This window comes from Rhizobium sp. WYCCWR 11152 (assembly GCF_013087615.1).
Lineage (GTDB): Bacteria > Pseudomonadota > Alphaproteobacteria > Rhizobiales > Rhizobiaceae > Rhizobium > Rhizobium indicum.
In genome coordinates this window covers 397,970-422,068 of the sequence record NZ_JABFCP010000008.1, presented here as the reverse complement: position 1 = coordinate 422,068, position 24,099 = coordinate 397,970, and the positions used below count along the sequence as shown (strand labels likewise).

General features: G+C 60.9%; 20 protein-coding genes. 7 read left to right on the top strand and 13 right to left on the bottom strand.

What is annotated here, in order from left to right; all coding sequences use genetic code 11:
• The first annotated feature begins 7 nt into the window (after positions 1-7).
• Both gcvH and gcvP read left to right on the top strand, forming a co-directional pair.
• Complete coding sequence (gene gcvH / locus G9X67_RS11845; protein WP_003539971.1) at positions 8-370, top strand: glycine cleavage system protein GcvH; 363 nt, start codon at positions 8-10, stop codon at positions 368-370.
• Positions 370-3,234: an aminomethyl-transferring glycine dehydrogenase gene (gene gcvP / locus G9X67_RS11840; RefSeq protein WP_138329349.1), complete on the top strand. Its 2,865-nt coding sequence runs from the start codon at positions 370-372 to the stop codon at positions 3,232-3,234. The genes gcvH and gcvP overlap by 1 nt, the downstream gene beginning before the upstream one ends.
• Positions 3,235-3,379: 145 nt before the next feature.
• Here the strand turns inward: gcvP and G9X67_RS11835 are convergent, their stop codons facing one another.
• Entirely contained in the window at positions 3,380-5,014 is a 1,635-nt protein-coding gene (locus G9X67_RS11835) for a DUF1254 domain-containing protein (RefSeq protein WP_138329348.1), read from the bottom strand.
• Between the two features lie 955 nt (positions 5,015-5,969).
• Between G9X67_RS11835 and G9X67_RS11830 the strand changes: the two genes are divergently transcribed.
• Positions 5,970-7,016 carry a GH25 family lysozyme gene (locus tag G9X67_RS11830; RefSeq protein ID WP_138329347.1) on the top strand — a complete coding sequence of 349 codons (1,047 nt, stop codon included), beginning with the start codon at positions 5,970-5,972 and terminating at the stop codon, positions 7,014-7,016.
• 165 nt (positions 7,017-7,181) lie between these two features.
• On the top strand, positions 7,182-7,487 hold the full coding sequence (locus tag G9X67_RS11825; RefSeq protein WP_171598745.1) for a flagellar basal body protein: 306 nt from the start codon (positions 7,182-7,184) through the stop codon (positions 7,485-7,487).
• 58 nt (positions 7,488-7,545) lie between these two features.
• Here G9X67_RS11825 and sufA read toward each other — a convergent pair whose 3' ends face one another.
• The 8 genes from sufA to G9X67_RS11785 form a co-directional block, all read right to left on the bottom strand.
• Entirely contained in the window at positions 7,546-7,938 is a 393-nt protein-coding gene (gene sufA, locus G9X67_RS11820; RefSeq protein ID WP_018072227.1) for a Fe-S cluster assembly scaffold SufA, read from the bottom strand.
• A 96-nt stretch (positions 7,939-8,034) separates the two neighbouring features.
• Positions 8,035-8,415: an SUF system Fe-S cluster assembly protein gene (locus G9X67_RS11815; protein ID WP_003559708.1), complete on the bottom strand. Its 381-nt coding sequence runs from the start codon at positions 8,413-8,415 to the stop codon at positions 8,035-8,037.
• A gap of 12 nt (positions 8,416-8,427) precedes the next feature.
• Positions 8,428-9,669, bottom strand: a complete 1,242-nt coding sequence (locus G9X67_RS11810; RefSeq protein WP_138329345.1) for a cysteine desulfurase — start codon at positions 9,667-9,669, stop codon at positions 8,428-8,430.
• Between the two features lie 12 nt (positions 9,670-9,681).
• Positions 9,682-10,956: a Fe-S cluster assembly protein SufD gene (sufD, locus tag G9X67_RS11805; RefSeq protein WP_138329344.1), complete on the bottom strand. Its 1,275-nt coding sequence runs from the start codon at positions 10,954-10,956 to the stop codon at positions 9,682-9,684.
• Between the two features lie 25 nt (positions 10,957-10,981).
• Positions 10,982-11,737, bottom strand: a complete 756-nt coding sequence (sufC, locus tag G9X67_RS11800; RefSeq protein ID WP_018445225.1) for a Fe-S cluster assembly ATPase SufC — start codon at positions 11,735-11,737, stop codon at positions 10,982-10,984.
• Between the two features lie 80 nt (positions 11,738-11,817).
• Complete coding sequence (locus tag G9X67_RS11795; protein WP_138329343.1) at positions 11,818-12,063, bottom strand: hypothetical protein; 246 nt, start codon at positions 12,061-12,063, stop codon at positions 11,818-11,820.
• Position 12,064: 1 nt separating this feature from the next.
• Positions 12,065-13,534: a Fe-S cluster assembly protein SufB gene (sufB, locus tag G9X67_RS11790; protein ID WP_138329342.1), complete on the bottom strand. Its 1,470-nt coding sequence runs from the start codon at positions 13,532-13,534 to the stop codon at positions 12,065-12,067.
• 93 nt (positions 13,535-13,627) lie between these two features.
• Positions 13,628-14,845 carry a cysteine desulfurase family protein gene (locus G9X67_RS11785; protein WP_138329341.1) on the bottom strand — a complete coding sequence of 406 codons (1,218 nt, stop codon included), beginning with the start codon at positions 14,843-14,845 and terminating at the stop codon, positions 13,628-13,630.
• 217 nt (positions 14,846-15,062) lie between these two features.
• Between G9X67_RS11785 and G9X67_RS11780 the strand changes: the two genes are divergently transcribed.
• Together G9X67_RS11780 and G9X67_RS11775 are read left to right on the top strand one after the other, a co-directional pair.
• Positions 15,063-15,740, top strand: a complete 678-nt coding sequence (locus G9X67_RS11780) for an alpha/beta hydrolase (protein WP_003540001.1) — start codon at positions 15,063-15,065, stop codon at positions 15,738-15,740.
• Positions 15,741-15,883: 143 nt separating this feature from the next.
• Positions 15,884-17,059 (top strand): acyltransferase, encoded by a 1,176-nt coding sequence (locus G9X67_RS11775; RefSeq protein WP_138329340.1) that lies wholly within the window; start codon positions 15,884-15,886, stop codon positions 17,057-17,059.
• On the opposite strand, the gene G9X67_RS11770 is transcribed toward G9X67_RS11775, so the two are convergent.
• The gene (locus G9X67_RS11770) at positions 17,056-17,583 is read right to left on the bottom strand and encodes a GNAT family N-acetyltransferase (protein WP_138329339.1); all 528 of its coding nucleotides are present in this window, start codon (positions 17,581-17,583) and stop codon (positions 17,056-17,058) included. The genes G9X67_RS11775 and G9X67_RS11770 overlap by 4 nt on opposite strands.
• Entirely contained in the window at positions 17,580-18,698 is a 1,119-nt protein-coding gene (locus G9X67_RS11765) for an anhydro-N-acetylmuramic acid kinase (protein WP_171598744.1), read from the bottom strand. The genes G9X67_RS11770 and G9X67_RS11765 overlap by 4 nt, the downstream gene beginning before the upstream one ends.
• A gap of 133 nt (positions 18,699-18,831) precedes the next feature.
• Between G9X67_RS11765 and tyrS the strand changes: the two genes are divergently transcribed.
• Positions 18,832-20,088 carry a tyrosine--tRNA ligase gene (tyrS, locus tag G9X67_RS11760; RefSeq protein WP_138329337.1) on the top strand — a complete coding sequence of 419 codons (1,257 nt, stop codon included), beginning with the start codon at positions 18,832-18,834 and terminating at the stop codon, positions 20,086-20,088.
• Positions 20,089-20,147: 59 nt separating this feature from the next.
• Here tyrS and G9X67_RS11755 read toward each other — a convergent pair whose 3' ends face one another.
• Positions 20,148-20,468 (bottom strand): hypothetical protein, encoded by a 321-nt coding sequence (locus tag G9X67_RS11755; protein ID WP_138330039.1) that lies wholly within the window; start codon positions 20,466-20,468, stop codon positions 20,148-20,150.
• A gap of 222 nt (positions 20,469-20,690) precedes the next feature.
• On the bottom strand, positions 20,691-24,089 hold the full coding sequence (locus tag G9X67_RS11750; RefSeq protein ID WP_138389094.1) for an AsmA-like C-terminal domain-containing protein: 3,399 nt from the start codon (positions 24,087-24,089) through the stop codon (positions 20,691-20,693).
• Positions 24,090-24,099: the final 10 nt, after the last annotated feature.

The following is a 24,099-nucleotide window of genomic DNA, read 5'->3' as shown; positions in this document are numbered from 1 at the left end:
ACGAACAATGCTGAAATTTACCGAAGAACACGAATGGCTGAAGATCGAAGGCGGCGTTGCGACGGTCGGCATCACCACCTATGCCGTCGAACAGCTCGGCGACCTGGTTTTCGTCGAACTGCCGGAAGTCGGCGCGACCTTCTCCAAGAACGGCAATGCCGCGACCGTTGAATCGGTCAAGGCTGCTTCCGACGTCTATTGTCCGCTGGATGGCGAGATCACCGAGGTCAATCCGGCCATCGTTGCAGATCCGTCGCTGGTCAATTCCGATCCTCAGGGCGCCGGCTGGTTCTTCAAGCTGAAGCTGGCAAACGCTGCGGACGCCGATGGCCTGCTCGACGAGGCGGCCTACAAGGAGCTCACTGCGTAATGACGACGCCGACAGAATTCCAGTTCACCGACTATCAGCCCTACGATTTCGCCAATCGCCGTCATATCGGCCCCTCGCCGGCCGAGATGACCGATATGCTGAAGGTGATCGGCTATAACAGCCTCGATGGCCTGATCGACGCGACGCTGCCGCCCTCGATCCGCCAGAAGGCGCCGCTCGTCTGGGGCGCGCCGATGACCGAGCGCGAGGCGCTCGACAAGCTGCGCGAGACCGCCAACAAGAACAAGGTGCTGGTCTCGCTGATCGGCCAGGGTTACTACGGCACGATCACGCCGCCGGTCATCCAGCGCAACATCCTGGAAAACCCGGCCTGGTACACTGCCTATACGCCCTACCAGCCGGAGATCAGCCAGGGCCGCCTGGAAGCGCTGTTGAACTACCAGACGATGATCTGCGACCTCACCGGCCTCGACGTCGCCAACGCCTCGCTGCTCGACGAGGCGACCGCCGCCGCCGAAGGCATGGCGATTGCCGAGCGCGTCGCCAAATCGAAGGCCAAGGCCTTCTTCGTCGATGCCGACTGCCATCCGCAGACTATTGCCCTGATCCGCACCCGCGCCGAGCCGCTCGGCTGGAGCGTCATCGTCGGCAACCCCTTCACCGATCTCGATCCTGTCGACGTCTTTGGCGCGATCTTCCAATATCCCGGCACGCACGGTCACGTGCATGATTTTACCGGCCTGATCTCGCGCCTGCACCAGACTGGCGCCATAGCAATCGTCGCCGCCGATATCCTGGCGTTGACGTTGTTGAAATCCCCCGGCGAAATGGGCGCCGATATCGCCGTCGGATCCTCGCAGCGCTTCGGCGTCCCGGTCGGCTATGGCGGCCCGCACGCAGCCTATATGTCGGTCAAGGATGCCATCAAGCGCTCCATGCCTGGCCGCCTCGTCGGCGTTTCCGTCGATGCCCGTGGCAACCGCGCCTATCGCCTGTCGCTGCAGACCCGCGAACAGCATATCCGCCGCGAAAAGGCGACGTCGAACATCTGCACCGCCCAGGTGCTGCTGGCCGTCATGGCCTCGATGTATGCCGTCTTCCACGGCCCGAAGGGCATCAAGGCGATCGCCCAGCAGGTGCACCAGAAGGCCGTGCTGATGGCCAAGGGCCTGGAAAAGCTCGGTTACAAGGTCGAACCCGAGACCTTCTTCGACACGATCACCGTCGATGTCGGCCATATGCAGGGCCTCATCCTGCGTGCAGCCGTCGCCGAAGGCGTCAATCTGCGCAAGGTCGGCGAAACCAAAATCGGCATGAGCCTCGACGAACGCACCCGGCCGGCGACGCTCGAAGCCGTCTGGCGCGCCTTCGGCGGCAATTTCACCATCGCCGATTTCGAGCCTTCCTACCGCCTGCCGAAGGGCCTGCTCAGGACCAGCGATTACCTCACCCATCCGATCTTCCACATGAACCGCGCCGAAAGCGAGATGACGCGTTACATCCGCCGGCTTTCCGACCGGGATCTGGCGCTCGACCGCTCGATGATCCCGCTCGGCTCCTGCACGATGAAGCTGAATGCCACGGCGGAAATGCTGCCGATCACCTGGCCGGAATTTTCCGACATCCATCCCTTCGTGCCAGCCGATCAGGCGCTCGGCTACCGCGAGATGATCGACGACCTGATCGAAAAGCTCTGCGCCGTCACCGGCTACGACGCCTTCTCCATGCAGCCGAATTCCGGCGCGCAGGGCGAATATGCCGGCCTGCTGACGATCCGCAACTATCATATCGCCAATGGCGACGGCCATCGCGACGTCTGCCTGATCCCAACCTCGGCGCATGGCACCAATCCGGCTTCGGCCCAGATGGTCGGCATGAAGGTCGTCGTCGTCAAGGTGCGTGAAAACGGCGATATCGATCTCGACGATTTCCGCGCCAAGGCGGAGCAGCATGCGGCGAACCTCTCCTGCTGCATGATCACCTACCCTTCGACGCACGGCGTCTTCGAGGAGACGGTCAAGGAAATCTGCGATCTCGTGCATGAGCATGGCGGCCAGGTCTATCTCGACGGCGCCAACATGAATGCCATGGTCGGCCTGTCCCGCCCCGGTGACATCGGCTCCGACGTTTCGCATCTCAACCTGCACAAGACCTTCTGCATTCCGCATGGCGGCGGCGGACCCGGCATGGGCCCGATCGGCGTCAAGGCGCATCTGGCCGCCCACCTGCCCGGCCATCCCGAGACCGACGGCCGTTCCGGTGCGGTTTCGGCGGCAGCCTTCGGCTCGGCCTCGATCCTGCCGATCTCGTGGAGCTATTGTCTGATGATGGGCGGCGAAGGCCTGACGCAGGCGACCAAGGTGGCGATCCTCAACGCCAATTATATCGCCATCCGGCTGAAGGGCGCCTATGACGTGCTCTACAAGTCGAAGACCGGCCGCGTCGCGCATGAATGCATCATCGACACCCGCCCGTTGGTCGACAGCGCCGGCGTCACCGTCGACGACGTCGCCAAGCGCCTGATCGACTGCGGCTTCCATGCGCCCACCATGAGCTGGCCGGTTGCCGGCACGCTGATGATCGAGCCGACGGAAAGCGAGACCAAGGCCGAACTCGACCGCTTCTGCGAGGCGATGCTGGCGATCCGCGAGGAAGCCCGCGCCATCGAGGACGGCCGCATGGACAAGGCCAACAACCCGCTGAAGAACGCCCCGCATACGGTGGAAGACCTCGTCGGCGAATGGGATCGCCCCTACAGCCGAGAACAGGCCTGCTTCCCGCCCGGCGCTTTCCGCGTCGACAAATACTGGTCGCCTGTTAATCGCGTCGACAATGTCTATGGCGACCGCAACCTGATCTGCACCTGCCCGCCGGTGGAAAGCTACGCGGAGGCCGCGGAATAACAGCAATTCGGGCAGGCCCTCCCGTGCTTCGGAGGGGCTGCCCGCATTTGGCGCACTACAGCGCCGCGCGTCTTTTCAGCAAAGGACGCCTGTCGCAAGAGACTACTTCCGCGCGATGGTCAGCATTGCTCCCACATTCCCAACATTAGGGAACGAGTTCGATTTCGCTCAACCGCCACTCCTTCGTGAAGAACGTCTCAAGCGGGCTGTAGAGGCGAAGGAGCGTGAACCAGCCCTTGCCGGGCATGGTCTGGATCCAATTGCCCCGTTTCACGCCCTCGGGTTGGGTCGGGGCGAAATAGATTGTCGTCGCGCCATCCGCGTCCGCTTCGGCGGCGGGCGATGGATAGCTCTGGCTGCCGGCGCGCGGGTAGCCTTGCGGCGTCTGGAGCATCGAGCGCGACTGGTTGTCGTAGAGGGTAAAGGACCAGAACGCGGCCGCTGGAATGTCCTTCGGTAGCGTCACCTTGTAGGTTTTGCCGCCGTCGAGGTCGTTCTTGTTGGCGTCCAGGAAACCCATGAGATATTGCGACCCGACCTTGGGGAGCCGCATGATCATGCCGGGCGAGTCGAGCGTGTAGCCGAAGTAGAACGCGGTTTTCGAGTCGAGGGTTCGAGCACCGGTCGGCGGCAATGGTGCGAAAAGACCCTCTTTGGTAATCATCGGCGGCGGGGTTTCGAAATTTGCGCCACCCTCCCACAGCATGTTTCCCCACATTGAGTCTGGATAGTACGACCAATCAGGATGGGGGCCGCTGGAACGCCAGTTCAGCGCACGGCTGGCCGCGTTTCCCACCGCTGCTGCGTCGGTTAGAATCTTCTTCATCCGGTCGTCCGGTTTGAATTCCTTGCCCTTGACGATACCGATGGCTGCCAATTGGCCTGCAAGTTCCGGATTGTAGGAATCGGCCGGCTCTGCCTGAACATTGGCGTTGATCATCTCGAAGAACGAATAGTCGCTTGGGGGGATCGTATTGAACGCCTTGCCGCTCGCCTCGAGGAACCTGGTTTCAGGAACCGGCGGGTTCGATTCAAGCCTGACTTTGCCTTCGAGCGCCGTTGCGATGCTCGTGCCGACACCGCCCGGCACGAAGGGATAGATCTTCATACTCCTCTTAATGTTCTCGGCGGTCGGCTTCGGATCGTTGTCTACAAGGTAACCGCGAGATGCATAGATGACCCGGTTCGTCTTCGACCGCGCTACATAGAAACCGCCTTCGGGAACCGGACCGTCATAGCCGGGTGGCAGCAGCAGGTATCTTCCGCCTTCGCCGCGGTCGGGGCCGGGGAACCCGACATCGATGATCCAGCCAAACCACATGTCATTGATCGTGCCTACCCCCATAGGAGGTTGCTCGACCACGATCGGCCCCTTAGTCAAATCCACAATGCTGAAATAGTAGACGGTGTCGGCATTGGCCGTGAGGAACAGCGACTTCGAATCCATCAACTCGGGGTAAAGGGTGACCGTGTTGTCCTCCGCGCCGATGCTGAGCAGACCCTTGCGGATCGCATAGGCCGATGCGCCACCATAGCTGTTGAGGAACACGTCAAGGGCGCGGGTAAAATCAAGCGTGTCATAAACCTTTTTGACAGTTTCTGGGCTGGGAGCACCGTCCTTGAACTCGAGCGTACCAATGCGAGACTCGACTTTATCCGGGGTAACCAGGATCGGTGGGATTTCGCCCGCCGTCTGGCCGAAAGCTAGATTCCCGCCGTTGACGACGGTTGCGGTGATAAAAACTGCAACAAATGAAAGCTTTCTTCCGATATGTGTCATGCTGTCCTCCATTTCTTGAGTAAGACTTTGGATTGGCGCGGACAACACCACGTTACCGGGTGTCTATGGCGCGATGCACATGTCCCGTCACCCGAGCTTGCTCCGCGAATACTTTTTGGACAAGATTGTCCTCATGAGATTTTTGAGCCAGTGGGTCTGCAAATCGGACGATGTGAAACCCTTTCACGATGCCGTGAAATAGCAAGTACGTTACAGTAACATACGCGCTAAATGCCCACAGTTGTCAGTCGATTCCAGTTTGAGCCTCGCGCAGAAAAGTCTTCTTGAAGAATCGATTTACCATTCAAAGCACGCCCGATCGACGCGCGCTCCTGCGGATCTGCTAGGTCTAAGGAATGTTCAGATTGATACCTGTTGTCGCCGGAAAGCCGGACATTCACCCTTAAGAAGCTTCGGGAGGTCTCCGAGGACGAGACCTTCAAGGCTTTCTGCCTGATCCGTTAGCCGGAGACGGGGGGGCCGCCCGGTTTGCATCAACTGCGGACATGAGCGCTGCTATCCGATCCGATGCCAGAAGTACCGCCGAGAATTCTCGGTCACCTCGAAGTTTGCAACGCGAATTTCCTGGCACAGTCGAAAGTCGACACTGGAGTGTCTGCTTCCCTTAGGATGCGCAGGAGAGTTCCACGTTTGTCGATGTCCTTGAATAGCGGCGTGACCGAACTTGCAGCGATCTTCGGAGGTTTTCTCGAACGAATGCGGACAGCGCCGTCAGGACGCTAATTCTCGTCGTCGACTTGCAGGACCGTGTCGAAAGCAGCTCGCTGCGGCTCAAAGGTCGCGATCTCGTCTGGGTGGCGGATCCTACATAATTGCGAAATTATGCAGTGGGATCAAATTTAACCTTTCTTAGCAAGTCTCTGTTAGCCTTTTAGAAAGGCGGCTTCCATCAATATGGATCGCCGTCGATCCCTTGTTTTGCGTGCAGGTTCTTATGCGTCCATCGGCAGTGCCAGCAATCCTCCTCGCCGCCCTGATCCTGTCGGGATGCGCTGCCAGTTCTGGCGCCGAAGATGTGCTGGGCAACGTGCCGTCTCCGGAAACGACCAATGCCATCGCCCAGCCGAGCGGCCCGATTCCTGCCGCCGCGGTGGGCGTTTCAGCGCCGCAGGCAAGCCCGCCGCAGCAGGCGTTGAGCTGGGCTGGACAAGTTCCCGAGCCGCAGGCGCTCGTGCCCGCCGACAGGCCGGTCGGCATGCCGCTGCCGACAGATAAACCGGTCGCGCTGCTGATGCCGGCCAATCCCGCCGGCAATGCAATGCCCGATGTCGGCACGAGATCGCCGACACGCGGACAAATTTACGGCCACCGCTTCCGCGATGCCAAGCCTATCAACTTCGGTTCCACCTCGCCGAGAAAGCTTGCCGTGCACGGCGTCGACGTGTCGCGCTGGCAGGGCGAGATCGACTGGGAGACGTTGCGGCGGCAAGGTGCCAACTTCGTCTACATCAAGGCGACCGACGGCGGCGATCACCTTGATCCTATGTTCAAGAAGAACTGGCGCCGGGCCAAGGAAGCCGGCCTGAAACACGGCGCCTATCACTTCTTCTACTGGTGCCGGACAGGCGGTGAGCAGGCCGACTGGTTCATCCGCAACGTGCCAAGGGAAGCCAACGCTCTTCCGCCCGTCATCGACGTCGAATGGAACGGCGAATCGAGCTGCAAGAGGCGCATCTCTCCCGCACGTGTCCGGGAAAAGATGCAGGTTTTTATGGACAAGCTGGAGCGCCATTACGGCCAACGCCCGATCATCTATACCGCGCCGGATTTCTACCGCGACAATTTGAAGGGTCAGCTGCTCGACTATCCCTTCTGGCTGCGCTCGGTGGCCGCTCATCCCTCCAAGGTCTACCCCGGCCGCAAGTGGGTGTTCTGGCAGTATTCCGGCTCCGGCCTTTCCGAAGGCGTCGACGGCAAGATCGACCTCAACGTCTTCAACGGCAACGAGAGCGATTGGCACGACTGGGTGGCGTCGCGATAGCGAAGCCTGGCCATGGCTCCGCGCCCCCGATCCCGTTCCGTGCCAATCCGGAACAGATGGATGCTAAGATGCACGAACCTATAGGTCTTTGCTAACGCAACGCCTTCAACATTCCCTAAGCCCTTGCATGTACAAGAATTTCATCCAGTTCTGGGGAAACGGCTGATGAGCATATCGGGCATTATGAGCACTGCTCTTTCGGGAATGCGGGCGCAGACGACGCGGGTCGGCGCAATTGCCAACAACATCGCAAACAGCAGCACGCCGGGCTATGCAAGGCTGAACACCAGCCTCACCTCCGTCGCGTCAGGCGGCGTCCAGGCCGTCGTCAGCCCGACTGCGTCAGGTGTCGATCCTGCCACCGAACTGGCCGATCTGATCGAAGCCGAGCAGAGCTACAAGGCGAACGCCGTGGTCTTCGAGACCGGCGCCGACATGTGGGAAATGCTGATGAGCATCAAGCGCGACTGAACACGCCCGATTTCATCGGAGACTTGCTGGCGGAGAATTTTCCGCCGCTCTGAAGCTGTCAGGAATGCGCCGGTTCGCCCTGGCGCTGGGCGGCAAGGGCCGCGAGATCGGCAGGCTTCAGCTCGACGGATTCGCCGCAGCCGCAGGCCGATGTCTGGTTCGGATTGGTGAAGGTGAAGCCGGAGCGGAGCGTCGTCGTCTCGAACCCCATCTCGGTGCCGAGCAGGTAAAGAGCCGCGGATGGCTCGACCCAGACCTTTGCACCATCGCGCTCGATCAGGTCGTCCTTGGCATTGGGCTCGGTCACGAGGTCGATGGTATATTCCATCCCGGCGCAGCCGCCCTTCTTGATGCCGACGCGCACGCCCTTGGCATCCGGTCCCGAGTTCTCGACGATCGCCTTGACGCGAGCCGCAGCACCGTCCGTCATGCTCATGATTGCAAAGCCCATCGGCTCATTCTCCTTCCGCAACCGGGGTCAAGATCCGGCGCTTCGTGATTCAAATGTAGTCTTCCGAGGTAAACGGATCAATACCACGGTACTGTATCAGTACCAGCCGACGGCGACCTGCGCCTCCTCCGACATGCGGTCCGGCGTCCATGGCGGATCGAAAGTCATCGCGACCTCGACGCCCGACACGCCCTCGACGGCGCCGACGGCGTTTTCGACCCAGCCGGGCATCTCGCCGGCCACCGGGCAGCCGGGTGCAGTCAGCGTCATCATGATTTTCACCATCCGGTCGTCCTCGATGTCGATCTTGTAGATCAGACCGAGCTCGAAGATATCGGCGGGAATTTCCGGATCGTAGACCGTCTTCAGCGCGCTGATGACGTCGTCGCTCAGCCGTGCCAGCTCATCGGCCGGAATGCTGGAATGCACGATGCCTTCGCGCACGTCGATCTTCTGTTCGCTTTCGTCCAAGCTCATCACGGACACTCCTCAAGCAAAGAACTTGCGCGCATAATCAAGCGCATCGGCCAGGGCATCGACCTCGGCGCGGGTATTATACATGCCGAAGGATGCACGGCATGTGGAGGTGACGCCGAAGCGTTTCAAGAGCGGCATGGCGCAATGCGTGCCGGCCCTGACCGCAACACCCTGCCGGTCGATCACCATCGAGACGTCATGGGCATGAATGCCGGCAAGCTCGAAGGAAAAGATGCTGCCCTTGTCGGGCGCCGTCCCGAAGACGCGCAGCGAGTTGACGGATTTCAGTCGCTCGACCGCATAGGCGGCAAGATCGGCCTCATGCCGGGCGATCGCCTCGCGGCCGATCTTCTCCATATAATCGAGCGCGTAACCCAGCCCGATCGCCTGCACGATCGGCGGCGTACCGGCCTCGAAGCGATGCGGCGGATCATTATAAGTCACCACGTCCTCGGCGACTTCGAAGATCATCTCGCCGCCGCCTTGGAACGGGCGCATCTCAAAAAGCCGCTCCTTCTTGCCATAGAGCACGCCAATGCCCGACGGGCCGTAGAGCTTGTGGCCGGTCATGACGTACCAGTCGCAATCGATATCCTGCACGTCGACAGGCAGATGCACAGCGCCCTGGCTGCCGTCGATCAGCACTGGAATTCCGCGCTCATGCGCGATCCGGCAGACTTCCTTGACGGGAACGATCGTGCCGAGCGCATTCGACATATGGGTGATGGCGACGAGCTTGGTGCGCTCCGTCAGGCTCTTTTCGAAATCCTCGATATGGAAGGCGCCCTCGTCGTCGACCGGCACCCAGACGAGTTTGGCCCCTTGCCGCTCGCGGATGAAGTGCCAGGGCACGATGTTGGAATGGTGCTCCATGATCGTCAGGACGATCTCGTCGCCTTCGCCAATCTTCGGCATGCCCCAGCCATAGGCGACGGTATTGATCGCTTCCGTCGAATTCTTGGTGAAGACGATGTCGTTCACCGAAGGCGCGTTGAGGAAGCGGCGGACCTTCTCGCGCGCTCCCTCATAGGCATCCGTCGCGGCGTTGGAAAGATAGTGCAGGCCACGATGCACATTGGCATATTCATGGGAATAGGCATGCGAGATGGCGTCGATCACCACCTGCGGCTTCTGCGCCGATGCGCCGTTGTCGAGATAGACCAGCGGCTTGCCATGCACCTTTTCCGCCAGGATCGGGAAATCCCGGCGGATGGCTTCGACGTCGTATTGCGTGGCCGGCACTATCTTGTCCATTGATATATCCGATCAGGCGTGCTTTTCGAGCCAGGCCGAAATCACGCCTTCCAGCGCCTCGACCAGGGCTTCATCATCAAGTTCCTCGACGATCTCGGCGACGAAGGCGTTGACGAGCATCGCCCGCGCCTTGTTCTCCGGAATGCCGCGCGCCATCATGTAATAGAGATGGTTGGCGTCGATATCGGTCACCGTGGCGCCGTGGCCGCACTGCACGTCGTCGGCGAAGATTTCGAGCTCGGGCTTGACCGAGAATTCGGCATCGTCGGACATCAACAGCGTGTTGCAGGCCATCTTGGCATCGGTTTTCTGCGCATCGGGCGCCACCCGGATCATGCCCTGGAAGACGCCCTTGGCGCGGTCGAAGACGACGTTGCGGATGACTTCGGTAGAGCCGGTATTCGGCACGTCGTGGCCGAGCACCATCGTCACGTCGGTATGGCTTTCTGCCCCGAGCAGATTGATGCCGCGCAACGTCAGATCGGCGCCCTCGCCCGTCACCTTGATATGCAGCTCCTGGCGCACCAGCTTGCCGCCGGCATTGATGACAAAAAGCCGGAGCTTGGCGTCAGCGCCGAGATCAATGCGGATCTGCCCGAGATGCGTATCGTCGGCCCCCTGCTCCTGCAGGATGATCCAGGTCAGTTCCGTGCCTTCGCCAACCGTGATGTCGGTGACATGGGACACCAGCGCAGCATCGCCGGTCACCGTGCGGTGACGCTCGATGACGGTCGCCTTGACACCGACGCCGAAGGACACAGGCAAGCGCGTATGCGTCTGCCCGCCCGCATGGATGAACTGGATTTCGAGCGGGTTTTCAAGCTCGGTCTCGGCAGGCACGTCGATGACATAGCCATCGCGCACGAAGCTGCCATTGATGCGGCCGACCGCGTCGTCGCTGCCGAGCGCATCGAGCCCGCCTGCGGCAGAGCCGTCAAGCAGACGTTCGGAATAGGCCGAAACGCCAAGACCGTCGACCGTAGCCTTCTGGTTGGAATGGCCTTGGATCACCGCCAGCACCGTGGCATCAGCAACGAGCGGCTCCAAAGCCTCCGAGCCGGCATCGCCCGCCTGCTGCGGAACGGTGCGCAGCAGATTCTTGAGGTCGGTATAATGCCAGGCCTCGATGCGGCGCGTCGGCAGGCCGGCCTTCTTCAGGTCGTCGAGAAGCCGGTCGCGCAGTGCCGTCACCGCGCCATTGCCCGGCAGCTCGCCGATCTGCTGGTTGAAAGCCTCGATCAGCGCCGTCTCGGCCGCAGTCAGGCGGCTCGTCGTCTGCATGTTCATGGACGTCGTCCTTTCCACCCGAAACTCAGGCCGCCGTGCCGATGATGTCGGCATAGCCGTTGGCTTCCAGCTCATGCGCCAGCGTCTTGTCGCCCGACTTGATCACCTGGCCCTTGTAGAGCACGTGGACGGTATCCGGCACGATATAGTCGAGCAGGCGCTGGTAGTGGGTGATGACCACGACCGCGCGGTCCGGCGAACGCAGCGCGTTGACGCCGTCAGCGACGATCTTCAGCGCATCGATGTCGAGGCCGGAATCGGTTTCGTCAAGCACGCATAGCTTCGGTTCGAGCAGCGCCATCTGCAGGATCTCGGCCCGCTTCTTTTCGCCGCCGGAGAAGCCGACGTTCAGCGGCCGCTTCAGCATCTCGGTATTGATCTGCAGCTTGCCGGCGGCATCCTTGACGCGGCGCATGAAGTCCGGCGTCGTCAACTCGTCCTCGCCGCGCGCCTTGCGCTGCTCGTTCATCGCCACCTTCAGGAACTGCATGGTGGCGACGCCCGGAATTTCGACCGGGTACTGGAAGGCAAGGAAAATGCCCTTGGCGGCGCGCTCGGCCGGATCGAGCTCGAGAATGCTTTCGCCATTGTAGAGAATATCGCCCTCGGTGACTTCGTAGTCGCTGCGGCCGGACAGCACATAGGAGAGCGTCGACTTGCCGGAGCCGTTCGGCCCCATGATCGCGGCAACTTCGCCGGCCTTCACCGTCAGGTTCAGGCCACGGATGATCTCGGTGCCGTCTTCGGCGATGCGGGCATGAAGGTTTCTGATTTCAAGCATCTTTGGTTCCTGCGTTTTCTCTGCGTAGCTCATCGGAGCCTCGCGTAATTTGTAAGGACATCATCATGTTGGGCTCGGTGCTATCGCCCAAAAAAACGGATGACACGGAAAACCGCGACCGTTACGAGCCAAAGCCATTCGAGAAATTCCGGGATCCCCTGAACGATCTTTCCCGGCTTTTCCATGCGCTGCTGGAGAAACACATAGGGCTGCTCCGGCGGTTTCTCGGTTTCATATCTCTGCTCGCGGGGGCGAATTTTCGCCAATATCTCCCCGCGCATGTTTTCCAGACGTTCAAGAATGCGTTTCTTGTCCGTCTCGTTCATGTCAGCCCACGCTGCCCTCAAGCGAAATGCTGATCAGCTTCTGCGCCTCGACGGCGAATTCCATCGGCAGTTCCTGCAGGACTTCCTTGACGAAGCCGTTGACGATTAGTGCGATCGCCGCTTCGGTCGGGATGCCGCGCTGCAGGCAGTAGAACAGCTGGTCCTCGGAGATCTTCGAGGTCGTGGCTTCATGCTCGAACTGCGCCGTCGAATTCTTCGCCTCGATATAAGGCACGGTATGGGCGCCGCACTTGTCGCCGATCAGCAGCGAATCGCACTGGGTGAAGTTGCGCGCGTTCGAAGCCTTGCGGTGGGCCGAGACCTGGCCGCGATAGGTGTTGTTGGACACGCCGGCGGCGATGCCCTTGGAGACGATGCGGCTCGACGTGTTCTTGCCGAGATGGATCATCTTGGTGCCGCTGTCGATCTGCTGATGGCCGTTCGACACCGCGATCGAATAGAACTCGCCGCGGCTGTCGTTGCCGCGCAGAATGCAGGACGGATATTTCCAGGTGATTGCCGAGCCGGTTTCGACCTGCGTCCACGAAATCTTCGAACGGTCGCCGCGGCAATCGCCGCGCTTGGTGACGAAGTTGTAGATGCCGCCCTTGCCGTTCTTGTCGCCCGGATACCAGTTCTGGACGGTCGAATATTTGATCTCGGCATCATCGAGCGCAACGAGTTCGACGACAGCCGCATGCAGCTGGTTTTCGTCGCGCTGCGGCGCCGTGCAGCCTTCGAGATAGGAGACGTAAGCGCCCTCTTCCGCGATGATCAGCGTGCGCTCGAACTGGCCGGTGCCCTTCTCGTTGATGCGGAAATAGGTCGAAAGCTCCATCGGGCAGCGAACGCCCTTCGGCACGAAGACGAAGGAACCGTCGGTAAAGACCGCTGAATTGAGCGTCGCATAGTAGTTGTCGCTGGTCGGAACGACGGAGCCGAGGTACTTCTGCACCAGTTCCGGATACTCGCGGATGGCTTCTGAGATCGACATGAAGATCACGCCGGCCTTCTTCAGCTCTGCCTTGAAGGTGGTAACGACCGAAACGCTGTCGAAAACAGCGTCGACGGCGATCTTCGGCTTCTCGACGCCGGCAAGGATCTCCTGCTCACGCAGCGGGATGCCGAGCTTCTCATAGACCTTCAACAGCTCCGGATCGACCTCGTCGAGCGACTTTGGACCCGGCGTGCTCTTCGGCGCGGCGTAATAATAGATGTCGTTGAAATCGATCTTCGGATAGTTGACGCGCGCCCAGGTCGGCTCTTCCAGCGTCAGCCAGCGACGATAGGCCTCGAGACGCCATTCCAGCATCCACTCCGGCTCCTGCTTCTTCGCCGAAATGAAGCGGATGATATCTTCGGACAGGCCTTTCGGCGCCTTGTCCATCTCGATGACGGTCTCGAAACCGTATTTATACTGGTCCACATCGATCAGGCGCACCTGGTCGATTGTTTCCTGCACCGCAGCCATCTCATTCTCCAATCTCGCCGGATACAAGGTCCGGCAGCTTGTAGCGTTTGGGCAATTACCTTGCCCCTCATGTAAGAGGCCAAAAGGGACTTTTCAGCCCGATTGGCAAGCAGAAATTTGCGTTTCCGCAAGTTTTGACAGCGGGCACGCCGCCTCCCCAGCCGACCTGCGCCGGTTGGCGATCTTTGCGAAAGCCGCAATCGCCCTGTCGATATCCTCTTCCGTCGTCGAAAAGCCGAGCGAGATGCGCAGCGCCCCGAGCTTGGCGTCACGGCCCATCGCCGTCAGCACATGGCTTTCGCCGAGCCGGCCGGACGAGCAGGCAGAGCCTGCGGATAGGGCAACGCCTTCGAGGTCGAAAGCAATCTGTCCAGTCTCGGCCTTCAGCCCCGGCAGGGTGAAGAAGATCGTATTGGCGACGCGCTCGCCGCCCTCACCGTGGATCATCACATCGGCTGCTACCTCACGCATGCCGGCTTCGAGCCGCTCGCGCAACACGCCGATCGCCGCATTACGCGCCTCGAGTTCGTCTGCCGCGGCTTCTGCCGCCGCGCCGAAGCCGATCAGCGCCAGCGAATTCTGTGTCCCTGAGCGGTGACCCCGCTCCTGCCCGCCGCCCTGGATCAGCGGCCTGGGCATCAGCGCCTCGCCCTGCGCAATGAGCGCGCCGGCACCCTTCGGCCCGCCGATCTTGTGCGAGGAAACGATCATGAAGTCGGCGCCGATCTTGCCGATATCGAGCGCGATGCGGCCGGCCGCCTGCACGGCGTCGACGACGAAGAGCCCGCCATGGGCGTGGACGATCTTTGCCGCCGCCTCGACCGGCTGGACAATGCCCGTCTCGTTATTGACGAGCATGATAGCGACCATCGGCAGGCCGGCGGCCTTGTCATGCGCATCAAGCAGGAGGCCGAGCGCATCGAGATCGACGATGCCGGCTTCCGTCACCGGGATCTCCGTCATCTTCTCTTTGGCGAAGCGGCCGCCTTCGCGCACCGCCGGATGCTCGATCGCCGAGAAATAGAGATGGCCAAGGCGGAGCGGCGTGCGGCCCATGCGGAAATCCGGCGTCAGCACCAGATTGGCGGCTTCGGTCGCGCCGCTGGTAAAGACCACATTGCCGGCATCGGTGCCGGCAAGTGCTGCCACCTTGCGCCGTGCGCCTTCGATGGCGGCACGGGCGGCCCGGCCCTCGCCGTGAACGGAATTTGGATTGCCGAAAATATCGATGGCGCGCATGATCGCCGCGCGTGCTGCGGGGTGCAGCGGCGCTGTGGCGTTCCAGTCGAGATAAAGGCGTGGCGGCGCCATGATCTTCAGTCCTGCGCTTGACGAGCTTGCTTCAGCATCCGCGGTTCATTTTTCTTGAAATTTCCGCCGGGCTTGCCTTATGACACATTCCACGATGCGTGGATCGCCATGCAAGTTTCGAATTGTTCTAAACTGCGTTTTAGAAAAGCTGACAACACTAGTCAAGTCATGTTGTCATCCAACGCAGCGCGAACGCGAAATAAAACCCGGAGTACCAATGCCCGAAGTTATTTTCAACGGCCCAGCCGGCCGTCTTGAAGGCCGCTACCAGCCCTCCAAGGAAAAAAGCGCGCCCATCGCCCTGATTCTGCATCCGCATCCGCAGTTCGGCGGCACGATGAACAATCAGATCGTCTATCAGCTCTTCTACATGTTCCAGAAGCGCGGATTTACGACGCTGCGCTTCAATTTCCGGGGAATCGGCCGCAGCCAGGGTGAATTCGACCACGGCGCCGGCGAGCTCTCGGATGCAGCCTCGGCGCTCGACTGGGTGCAGAGCCTGCATCCTGATTCCAAGACCTGTTGGGTCGCCGGTTATTCCTTTGGCTCCTGGATCGGCATGCAGCTTCTGATGCGCCGGCCGGAAATCGAAGGCTTCATGTCGATCTCGCCCCAGCCGAACACCTACGACTTTTCCTTCCTGGCGCCCTGCCCCTCCTCCGGCCTGATCATCAACGGCGAAGCCGACAAGGTCGCGCCTGAGAAGGATGTCAACGGCCTTGTGGAGAAGCTGAAGACCCAGAAGGGCATCCTGATTACCCATCGCACCGTCGCCAACGCCAACCACTTCTTCAACGGTCAGGTGGAAACGCTGATGGGCGAATGCGAGGATTATCTCGACCGCCGCCTCAACGGCGAACTGGTGCCGGAACCGGCCGCCAAGCGGATTCGCTGACACCACAAATCTCAGCCTCATCAATGCCATGACGGTCCGGAACACAACCGGGCCGGCTGTGCCAGAACAGATCACCTATCGTGTTGCAATCCATGTTGCAGTGCGGTAGGGTCCTCGCGATCCTAACAAAAGCGAGGTCCGCAATGACCAAGTCGTTCGGGGAAGTCCTGGATAAGTATAGGGGAATTGGTCCGGGGTTCGATTTTCTTCGAATAGGGCTCGCCTTTTCCATCGTATTGACCCATTCCTTTTTGTTAACCGACAACAATGACTTCATCAGGGGGTCAGTATTCTGGTTCACTGAATACGCTCTTGTTCCGATGTTCTTCGCTTTGAGCGGATTTCTGATCGCCGGCAGTGCACAACGCCTGAGCCTCCGGAATTTCCTGATCAACCGAGGCTTGCGCATCGTCCCAGCGCTTGCCGTCGATATCGTCGTTTGTTCGCTGATCATCGGGCCGATCATCACGGTCGTTTATCATTCCGAATATTTTACCGATCAGCGGTTTTTCAAATACTTCCTGAATATCGTCGGCTGGATTCATTACGAGCTGCCGGGCGTCTTCCAGGATAATCCGAGCCAGCGCGTCAACGGCGCTCTGTGGACGGTTCCCTGGGAAATCTTCTGCTACATCATCATGTCGTTCCTGATGATCACCGCCATCGTCAAGACGCGCTACAAGCTGCTGGCGGTGACGATCGCCTACATCGTCATCGGCCTTATCGTGCAGAAGATGCCCTATCTGTTGCCAGGCTCGATCAAGCCGATCGCGCGCTTCCTGTTCATAAGCCGAGGCTCACAGCTGATAACGGCCTTCATGATGGGCATCGTCGCCTTTCAGTTCAGGGCAGTCATTCCGCATTCCCGCTGGATATTCGGCGCTGCCTGCCTGGTCTGCATCGTCGCCATCCTCACCCTGGACAGCCGAGCGACGGAGTCGGTGCTCAACCGGCCCTTGGTCATCACCTCTCTTGTTTATATCACCGTCTTCGTCGGCCTGTCCGAGGTGCCCATCCCGGCCTTTTTCAGGAAAGGCGACTATTCCTACGGCGTCTATCTTTATCACGACCCGTTTTTACAGATCTGGATCAGCTCGTTCCCGTCGGTTTTTCTCTATCCGAAATATGGTGCGCTAGCGCTCTATCTTGTCGGCCTGCCATCGACTCTCGCCGTTGCGGTGCTGTCCTGGCATTTCATCGAGAAGCCGATCCTCGGCCTTCGCAAGAAATTCTCGTTCATCGCCCAGGTCAGGGGCGTCGAGGATGGCAATCAGGCTGGGCACGAACCCCATGTCCGGCCGGTCGCCGTCAAGAGTTAGAGCTTTGCCGGCCGCATATCGGCGGTCAGTCCGAAAACCGTGTCCAGCACTCCATCGATCAGGATCGGCGCGCGTTCGCGCATGCCGATCTTTCTGAGGACGCGTTGCGAGGCGATGTTTTCGGGATGCGTGAAGGCGATGAAGCCCGATGCAAACTTCCTTTCGAAGAACCAGTCGGCAAGCGCACTCGCCGCTTCCGTTGCCAGGCCCCTGCCCCACGCCTCCTCGCGCAGGGAATAGCCGAGTTCGAATTGCTCGTTCCTGAACTTTGAAATCCCCGCACGGCCGACAAATCGACCGTCCTCGGCGAGGAGCTTGTATTTGGTCGTGCCGTCGCGCTCCTGTTCCTCGAACCAGCCGCGCAGCCGTTCCTCAGCCTTTTGGAGGCTCCACGGCACGTTGCCGGACAAATATCGGGTCGTCGCCATCGTCGAATGCAGCTGTTGCACCAGGGTCCCATCGCCTTCGTCCCACATGACGAAGGTAAGCCGTGGCGTCTTCAGCATGACCCGCTGCTCTCTCATGGCGTCGCCAGCACCCCGCCGCTGACGGGAGCGTCGACTCCCGTCGTGCCGGGGAATGTCAGCGGCAGTCCGTCCAGCGACCGGACGGCGAGATAGGCCCAGGCCTCGGCTTCCATCGCATCGCCGTCGAAGCCCGACTCCTCCGCCGTCAGCACCCTCGAGCCCAGCCTTTCGGCCATGACTGAGAACTCTGCCATGAGAGTGGCGTTCAGCCGCCCGCCGCCGCAGACGATATACATCGCTGGGGTCTCCGGCAGGAAACCGGCGGATTTGATGATCGAGGCGGCGGCGACATGCGCGAGCGTCCGGGCGCCGTCTTCAAGGCTCGCTTCCTCGGGCTGAAGCGGTGCAAAATCGCCGCGGTCCAGCGACCGGCGAATATTGCCGCGGAAGAACGGGCTTTGCAGATAGCGTTCCGCCAGGCTGGCCACGACCTTTCCGCGCCCACCGATCTCGCCGCTGGGGTCATAGGTTTTACCGGTCTGCATCTCCACCCACTGGTCGATCAGCGTATTGCCCGGACCGCTGTCGAACGCCGATATCCGTCCGTCGGTGCCGATAAAGGTGAGATTGGAGATGCCGCCGATATTGACGAAGCACACTGCCTGTCCCGCCTGCTGGAATTTTCCCGCAAGTGCTGCGTGATAGGCCGGCACCAGCGGCGCGCCCTGCCCGCCATGAACCATATCGTTGGCGCGCATGTCGTAGACCACCGATATGCCGGTTCTCTTCGCCAGTTCCCCGCCGTCGCCAATCTGGATCGTCAATCCCTCATCAGGGTGATGAAGCACCGTCTGGCCATGGAAGCCGAGAACATCGACGGCATCGGCAGAAAGCCCGAAACGCTCCATGAATGCCGTAACGGCAATTGCATGCCGCCAGGTGAGTTCAAGCTCGATCTCGCGAAGCTCAGCGGGTCGTTCGCTCCTGTCGGTCAGTGGACGCGACAGTTCCAGCGCCCGTTTGAGCTGCCCGCGAAAATCCGGATCATAGGGCACGCCCATGAACGGCCCGCGCTCGATGAAGCCGCGGCCGTCGGTCCTGATCAACGCGACGTCGATTCCGTCCATCGACGTGCCGCTCATCAGCCCGATCGCGGTCCTGATGACATCCATGAGGCTTGCCTCCCATGCGATTCCCGGATGCACTTTTATAAAAACAGTGCTAAACGCGCCGCGACAGATCAACAACAACGAACTTGCGCCAAGCCCCCATGGGGTGCGGAGCAGACACCAAGAGACGAAACCTATGTCCGAGTTCAAGTCCGATTTCCTCCGCACGCTGAAAGAGCGCGGCTTCATTCATCAGATCTCCGATGAAAGCGGCCTCGACGATCTGTTCGCCAAGGAAACCGTGACGGCCTATATCGGCTACGACCCGACGGCATCCAGTCTTCACGTCGGCCACCTGACACAGATCATGATGCTGCATTGGCTGCAGGCGACGGGCCACCGCCCGATTTCGCTGATGGGCGGCGGCACCGGTATGGTCGGCGATCCCTCTTTCAAGGAGGAGGCGCGTAAGCTGATGACGATCGAGACGATCGAGCAGAATATCGCCTCGATCAAAACCTGCTTCTCGAACTACCTCGATTATGAGAGGCCTGCCACCGCCGCGCTGATGATCAACAACGCCGAGTGGCTGCGCTCATTGAATTATCTGGAGTTCCTGCGCGATGTCGGCCGCCATTTCTCGGTTAACCGCATGCTGTCTTTTGACAGTGTGAAGACGCGCCTTGACCGCGAACAGTCGTTGTCCTTCCTGGAATTCAACTACATGATCCTGCAGGCCTACGATTTCGTCGAGCTTGCCAAGCGCTACGATTGCCGCCTGCAGATGGGCGGTTCGGACCAGTGGGGCAATATCGTCAACGGTATCGATCTCGGTCACCGCATGGGGACACAGCAGCTCTATGCGCTGACATCGCCGTTGTTGACGACGTCGTCCGGCGCTAAGATGGGCAAATCGGCTTCCGGTGCAGTCTGGCTGAATGCCGATCTGCTGCCTGTCTATGACTTCTGGCAATATTGGCGCAATACCGAGGACGCTGATGTGCCGCGCTTCCTCAAGCTTTTCACCACGTTGCCCATGGATGAAATCACAAGGCTGTCGGCGATCGGTGGTTCGGAGCTGAACGAGGTCAAGAAGCTCCTGGCAACTGAGGTTACCGCGATCCTGCACGGCCGCACGGCCGCCGAGCAGGCCGCTGAAACCGCGCGCAAAACCTTCGAGGAAGGCAGCCTCTCGGAGAACCTGCCCTCGGTCGATATCCCTGCCACCGAACTCGACGGCGGCATCGGCCTGCTGTCGCTGATCGTTCGTGCCGGCCTTGCCTCGTCGAACGGCGAAGCCCGCCGTCACGTCCAGGGGGGCGCGGTCCGCATCAACGACGAGGCGGTCAGCGACGAACGCAAGATGATCGGCAGCGGCGAAATCACCGCTGACGGCGTCATCAAGCTCTCGCTCGGCAAGAAGAAGCACATCCTGATCCGCCGCGCGGCGTAAGGACTTCAATTCCGAACCGATATCAAAGCCGGCGCCCGCGCCGGCTTTTCTTTGCCTCACTATTCGGGTCGGCGGGCAAGATCATTCAGCTCCCCGCCGGTATTCTTCGTCATCTCGTCTGGTCTCCTAAGAAGATAGCCCGGCGGATCAACGCTAGAAGCGGGCTTCACCCGCGACCACCAGCTGATCGAGAAGATCGGCGGCGTCATCATTGCGTCCAGAGGAACCATCAGGACGTGGTCGGAACGGATGACCGCCTCTTGCGATTTCAGCCGCACGCTCTTTTCCGCAGAAAGCGAGGCGTCGCCAATCGTGACTGCGAGCACGGCGGCCGATGCGAAAGAAACTGTCCGGGCGCACTGCATGGCATCCTCCGACATTGCACCAGCCGTTGCTTGCTGGCCGGGACAATACAGTACATCAGGTTTACCTAAAATAGGCAAAGCATCAATGTCGGACTGGTCAGGATAGGTCGGAATTGGCCTTGCCGAGGACGAACCTGCGCTTTTCTCTGCTGCGATCCGGCAACAAGTCACACACCGGACGATTTGTCGGAACCTTTTGCACCTGCCGGGATCTGCGACCTCCCGGCTTCCCCCGCCTCACTGGAATTCGAAGATCTGCCGGAAAACACCAGGCGCGATGATCGACAGCGGATTGATCTGCAGGTTCGGCTGGTCGAACTTGCCTGTCAGCTTGAAGGTAATGCCGATCAGGCCGCGGTCGCTGCCATTGCCGAGGATGACGCCGATCAGCGGCAGTTCGGCGAAGAGGCGGTTGAGGCCGTAGGCCGGCATGAAGGTGCCGGTCATGTCCATGTTGCCCTTGCGGTCGCGCACGATGCCCTGGAAGGTTGCGCCGATCTGGTCGCCGCGCAGCACGCCGTTCTCGATGCCGACCATGCCGTTGCGCGAGACGACACGGGCAAAGCCGCGCTGGAAGCGCTGCGACGAGGTATCGATGTCGCGCTTGACCGCTTCGTTGAGGCTGCGCTGCTCACTTCCGACCGGCGTCGAAACGATCGACCGCAGGCGTTGTTCGTTGACGATCGCGAAGCGGCGCACGTCGAGCGAGCCGTCCCAGCCGCCCTCCGCCCCCAGCCGGATCGCCAGATTGAGCAGGCCGCCCTGCATGTGCTGGTAGAGATCGGCGAAACGCGAAACCGCGCCGGCATCGCCGCTGGTGATGTTGATGACGCCGCCGTCCTTCATCTGGCTGACCACGGCCTCGCCGCTGTCGGTAACGGCGGAAAAATTAAGCGCCTGCAGCTTGTCGCCGCGCAGTGATATTTGCGCCTGAAAATTGCCGACCTTCTCGTCGTTGAAGCCGATGACGTTTTTCAGCCTGGCGCGCACCGATACGCCGGTGTCGCCGGCATCCCCATCACCATCACCGTCCGAGCCTGATTTCAACCGCTGGATGACCGGCCGCGCATCGGCGCTGTCGCCGGAGACCGAGACGTCGAAATTGCCTTTGCTGCGTTTCACCGACAGGGCGAAATCGTCGAGCGAGGAGAGCTTGACGCTGTCGAAATCGGCCGAGATCAGCCCGCCTTTGCCAATGTTCAGCGATCCGTTGGCGCCGAAACCGTCGCCCTTCAATCGAAAGTTCTTGATCTGGGTATTGTCGGCCGGGCCTGATGTTTCGAATTCGGCCGTGGCGGCAATGCCGCTGCCCTTCGCCCAGCCGATCCACGGCAGTTCGAGCAGCGACCTGGTGAGGTCGAGCTGGACGTCCTGCCGGTCGTCGTCGATCCGCGTCAGCACCATCTTCACGCTGCCGCCGACGATGCCGGAAAGGCCGGGTATCAGCTTGTTGCGCTGGTCCTCGGAAAGGGTCGCGGTGATCACCCGTTGTTTGGCCGCTGTGTCGGATGCCTCGACCGGTTCGGTAAGATCGATATCGGCCGGGACACCGTCGATCTGGGCTTTGGCATCGAGCGTGATCCGCTTCGGATTGCCGTTCAGCGTGCCGTCGAGATTGCTGATCATCCTGCCGGAAAACGGCTTGGCAAGATCGATATCGGTGAGCTTCATTGCCGCCGTCCATTCGGCAGGCGGCGGGTTTTGCGAGGAGAGCAGGCCGAAATGAGCCTTCACATGCGCCTCGATCCGGCCCTTGAGGTCATCGGGCGTAAAGCCGGCGCGCTGCAGCACCCGGATCGGCCGGTAGGTCAGAAGCTCGCCGACAGCGTCCGCCGCCCCTGAGACCGCGAGATCGATATCGGCCATCAGCGGTTTATCGTAGGTGGCGGGCAGAATGAACGTCCCCTGCCCGAGACCGACGGACCGGCCGGAGGGGAAATAGGAGGTGCCGCTCTTGATCGCGATCGTCGCAACCGGACCGGTCAGGTCGAAATGTGCTGACGTGTCGCGGATCGGCGGAATGTCGCCGGCGACGTTCATCCGCGCCTCTGCAATGTCGAAGCCGATGCGGATCTGGTTGGCGTCGAGCTTCAGGCCCTTGCCGCCGGCTGCCTCGTCCAGCCTGCCGAAAGGAATGAAGACGGATATGGTAGCGTTGGTGACGGTGCCGCCAAAGAGATTGCCGTGCACCCAGGTGCGCACCTTGGGCGCCATCCAGAACGGCCAGAGCTGCTTGATCGCTGTCGTCTGCAGCTGCGCCGACTGGCCGGCGAAGCTGATTTCCGGGGACTTGTCGCCGAGCTTGACGTGCAGCGATCCGTAGAGCGCGCCGAGCGAGCTGGAGACGGTCATGTTGGGAAACTGGAATTCGCGGCCGGCGACCATGTAGCGCCCTGTCGCCTGGATGTCGAAGGAAAGCGGCGGCTCGCCGGAGCCGCCGGGGGCTGCCGTGCCGCCGCTGACGAGCAGGTCGATACCGAAGCCTTTGCCTGCCTGCGGGTCGAGTTTGTCGAGATCGATCAGCGCGCCGTTGATGGGAAGCGTGGTCGCGCCGAACCGGGCGTTCGATCGGGCGATCTCGAGCGTCTGCTTGGTGAAATCATAGACGAGATTGATTTGCCCGCCCGACAACTCCTGCGGATCGCCATCCGCATAGATCTGGCCAGGATTGATGTCGATCGTCGCCGCCAGCGCCGGCTGCACGCCATCGCGCGCCCGGGTGGCCGACACTGTCAGATCGGCAAAGGCACTCAGTCCTTGCCGGATCATGCCCTGATCGTTGCGTTTCAGCGCGAAAGGCGTGAGGTCGGCATGCTTGAGCGTCGCCACGACCTTGGACACGTGGCCGTCTTCCTTGTCGGCCAGCACGTCGAGCTCCGCCACTTCGCCGTTGAGCGCGACTTCGCCGGTCAATTGCAGCGAGGACGGGCCGGCATGGGCAAAGACGAGATTGTCGATGACGAGCGACAGCGGACCGTTGGCGGTATCGGCAAGCTTGATGTCGATGCCGGAGATGCGCACCGAATTGGTCGAGCCGCGCGTCACGATGCTGTCGAACATGTCGAACTGCGAGAAGATCTTCTCCATCGCCGCCGGCATGGCGTCGATGCGCAGATCGTCGAGCTTGACGGCATTGCCGGAGGGCAGAAGCGCGGTATCGAGCGCGATATCCTCCGCTTCGATATCCGCGACGGCGATGCGGCCGCGGAAAAGCTGCAGCGGATCGAGCCCCAGGCGCACCGAACCCGTCGTCGACAGGTGCTGGCCGCTCTCCTGGTCGATCATGTTGACGTTGCGCGCTTCCAGCGCCAGCCGAAAATCCGAGGTGAAGCGGATGACGGTGGAGCCGACCTCGGCACGGTAGCGCGGTCCGGCCACGCCATTCAGCGCCGCCTGAGCCTGCTGCGACAGCGGCTTGTCGAACATGCCGCTCTCGACGGTGAAAACGATGCCAGCGAGAATAACGAGGATCAGCCCCAGAAATCCGCAGGTCAGCTTCGCCGTGCGGCGCATCGGCGAACGCGGCGGCGGGCAATGAACGATGATCGGATCCTCGGCCTGGGCGGACGGCAAGCGGTCCAGCGCAACGATATCCTTCTTGCGAAACGTGACCTTTTCGCCGCGGATGGCTGACATGCGCCCTCGG

Excerpts from the sequence above, each read along its gene's own strand:
- gcvH (WP_003539971.1), top strand. The coding sequence starts at position 8 with ATGCTGAAATTTACCGAAGAACACGAATGGCTGAAGATCGAAGGCGGC.
- gcvP (WP_138329349.1), top strand. The coding sequence starts at position 370 with ATGACGACGCCGACAGAATTCCAGTTCACCGACTATCAGCCCTACGAT.
- G9X67_RS11835 (WP_138329348.1), bottom strand. The coding sequence starts at position 5,014 with ATGACACATATCGGAAGAAAGCTTTCATTTGTTGCAGTTTTTATCACC.
- G9X67_RS11830 (WP_138329347.1), top strand. The coding sequence starts at position 5,970 with ATGCGTCCATCGGCAGTGCCAGCAATCCTCCTCGCCGCCCTGATCCTG.
- G9X67_RS11825 (WP_171598745.1), top strand. The coding sequence starts at position 7,182 with ATGAGCATATCGGGCATTATGAGCACTGCTCTTTCGGGAATGCGGGCG.
- sufA (WP_018072227.1), bottom strand. The coding sequence starts at position 7,938 with ATGGGCTTTGCAATCATGAGCATGACGGACGGTGCTGCGGCTCGCGTC.
- G9X67_RS11815 (WP_003559708.1), bottom strand. The coding sequence starts at position 8,415 with ATGAGCTTGGACGAAAGCGAACAGAAGATCGACGTGCGCGAAGGCATC.
- G9X67_RS11810 (WP_138329345.1), bottom strand. The coding sequence starts at position 9,669 with ATGGACAAGATAGTGCCGGCCACGCAATACGACGTCGAAGCCATCCGC.
- sufD (WP_138329344.1), bottom strand. The coding sequence starts at position 10,956 with ATGAACATGCAGACGACGAGCCGCCTGACTGCGGCCGAGACGGCGCTG.
- sufC (WP_018445225.1), bottom strand. The coding sequence starts at position 11,737 with ATGCTTGAAATCAGAAACCTTCATGCCCGCATCGCCGAAGACGGCACC.
- G9X67_RS11795 (WP_138329343.1), bottom strand. The coding sequence starts at position 12,063 with ATGAACGAGACGGACAAGAAACGCATTCTTGAACGTCTGGAAAACATG.
- sufB (WP_138329342.1), bottom strand. The coding sequence starts at position 13,534 with ATGGCTGCGGTGCAGGAAACAATCGACCAGGTGCGCCTGATCGATGTG.
- G9X67_RS11785 (WP_138329341.1), bottom strand. The coding sequence starts at position 14,845 with ATGGCGCCGCCACGCCTTTATCTCGACTGGAACGCCACAGCGCCGCTG.
- G9X67_RS11780 (WP_003540001.1), top strand. The coding sequence starts at position 15,063 with ATGCCCGAAGTTATTTTCAACGGCCCAGCCGGCCGTCTTGAAGGCCGC.
- G9X67_RS11775 (WP_138329340.1), top strand. The coding sequence starts at position 15,884 with ATGACCAAGTCGTTCGGGGAAGTCCTGGATAAGTATAGGGGAATTGGT.
- G9X67_RS11770 (WP_138329339.1), bottom strand. The coding sequence starts at position 17,583 with ATGAGAGAGCAGCGGGTCATGCTGAAGACGCCACGGCTTACCTTCGTC.
- G9X67_RS11765 (WP_171598744.1), bottom strand. The coding sequence starts at position 18,698 with ATGGATGTCATCAGGACCGCGATCGGGCTGATGAGCGGCACGTCGATG.
- tyrS (WP_138329337.1), top strand. The coding sequence starts at position 18,832 with ATGTCCGAGTTCAAGTCCGATTTCCTCCGCACGCTGAAAGAGCGCGGC.
- G9X67_RS11755 (WP_138330039.1), bottom strand. The coding sequence starts at position 20,468 with ATGTCGGAGGATGCCATGCAGTGCGCCCGGACAGTTTCTTTCGCATCG.
- G9X67_RS11750 (WP_138389094.1), bottom strand. The coding sequence starts at position 24,089 with ATGTCAGCCATCCGCGGCGAAAAGGTCACGTTTCGCAAGAAGGATATC.